The following is a 2,257-nucleotide window of genomic DNA, read 5'->3' on the forward strand; positions in this document are numbered from 1 at the left end:
GGGAAGTTTAAGATGACTGGGGGGACGATTACGGTTACGGGAAATGGTCAGGGGGTGTATGTGATGGATGGGGGGAGTGTGGTGACGTTGGATGGGGTGAAGATTACGGGAAGTGGGAGAGGTGGGAGTTATGGGGTGGAGGTGGAGGGGGGGACGTTTGAGATGACTGGGGGGACGATTGAGGGAGGTGGGGGTTATGGGGTGTATATGGGGGATGGGACGGTGACGTTGAATACGGTGAAGATTTCGGGAAGTGGGAGTTATGGGGTGTATATGGGGGATGGGACGATGAGGTTGGAGGGGACAAGGATTACGGGGTTTGGAACGGGGGTGAATGTGGGGGGTGGGACGTTTGAGATGACTGGGGGGTCGATTGAGGGGAATGGGAGAGATGGGGTGGGGGTGAGTGTGACGGGTGGGAATGTGACGTTGGAGAGGGTGAAGATTTCACAATTTGCGATGGGGGTGATGGCGGGGAGTGGGAGCTTGATGATGATTGGGGGGACGATTACGGGATTGGGGAGTGGTCAGGGGGTGGTGGGGAGTGGGAGGATGAGGTTGACGGATGTGACGATGACTGGGTTCACGACGGGGGTGAGTGCGGGGGATAATTTGACGATGATTGGGGGGTCGATTACGGGAAATGGGAAAGGTGGGTATGGGGTGAAGGGGGGTGGGACGATGAGGTTGGAGAGGGTGGAGATTGAGGGGTTTGGAACGGGGGTGAGTGCGGGGAGTGGGAGCTTGACGATGACTGGGGGGTCGGTGACAGAGTTTACGGAGAAGGGGGTGGATGTGGGGAGTGGGGTGAAGAGTGCTGAGTTGACGGGGACGGTGATTACGGGAAGTGGGAGTGTTGGGAGTTATGGGGTGTATGCCGTGGGGACGAAAGACATGACGATGACGTTGACGGATGTGACGATTTCAAAGGTTAAAACGGGGGTGGAGGTTAAGAGAGGGAAGAGCCTGACGATTAGGGCGGGGACGATTACGGGATTGGGGAGAGGTGGGGTGGGGGTGAGTATGACGGGTGGGACGGTGACGTTGGAGGGAGGGGTGACGATTACGGGGTTCACGACGGGGGTGAGTGCGGGGGATAATTTGACGATGATTGGGGGGTCGATTACGGGAAATGGGAGAGGTGGGTATGGGGTGTATGCGGTGGGGACGGTGAGGTTGGAGAGGGTGAAGATTTCACAATTTGCGATGGGGGTGAGTGCGGGTGAGAGCTTGACGATGACGGATGTGAGGATTGAGGGAAGTGGGGGTGTTGGGAGTTATGGGGTGACGGGGGGTGGGACGGTGAGGTTGGAGAGGGTGGAGATTTCAAAGGTTAAAACGGGGGTGAATGCGGGGGGGAATTTGACGATGACTGGGGGGTCGACGATTAGTTTTATGGGGGATTATGGGGTGATGGTGGGGGACAAGGTGGAGAGTGTGAGTTTGACGAAGACGGTGATTAAGGGAGGGGGAAAGGGGAGTACGGGGGTGAGTGTGTTGGGGACGAAAGACATGACGATGACGTTGACGGATGTGACGGTTGAGGGGGTTGAGAGGGGGGTGAGGGTGGAGAAGGGTAAGAGCTTGACGATGAAGGATGGGACGATTACGGGAAAGGGGAGTGGTGGGTATGGGGTGATGGGGAGTGGGAGGATGAGGTTGGAGGGGGTGAGGATTTCAGAGGTTGGAATGGGGGTTTATGTTAAGAATGGGAAGAGCCTGACGATTAGGGGGAATTCGACGATTAGTTTAGCAAGTGGAGGTAGGTATGGGGTGGGGGTGTATGTGGGGGATGGGGTGGAGAGTGTGAGTTTGACGAAGACGGTGATTAAGGGGAAGGGAAGTGGGAGTATGGGGGTGAGTGTGTTGGGGACGAAAGACATGACGATGACGTTGGAGGGGGTGAAGATTTCAAAGGTTGAAACGGGGGTAGTGGTGGTAGCGGGTGAGAATTTGACGATTGGTGGAAGCTCGAGGATTGAGTTTACGGATGGATATGGGGTGATGGTGGGGAGTGGGGTGAAGAGAGCTGAGTTGACGGGGACAAGGATTACGGGAGGGAGAAAGGGGTACGGGGTGTATGCCGTGGGGGGTGAGAATTTGGTGATGAGGTTGGAGAATGTGACGGTTTCAGAGGTTGGAACGGGGGTGAAGGTGGAGAAGGGTAAGAAGCTGGTGATTAGTGGAAGCTCGAGGATTGAGTTTATGGGGGATTATGGGGTTTATATGGGGGATGGGGTGAAGAGTGCTGAGTTGA

General features: G+C 56.1%; 1 protein-coding gene. It reads left to right on the forward strand.

Annotated elements, in window-relative coordinates; all coding sequences use genetic code 11:
- A partial coding sequence (locus GGR10_RS06715) for a right-handed parallel beta-helix repeat-containing protein (protein WP_182480442.1) occupies nt 1–2,257 on the forward strand: 2,257 nt, incomplete at both ends.

The organism is Bartonella chomelii (assembly GCF_014138465.1).
Lineage (GTDB): Bacteria > Pseudomonadota > Alphaproteobacteria > Rhizobiales > Rhizobiaceae > Bartonella > Bartonella schoenbuchensis.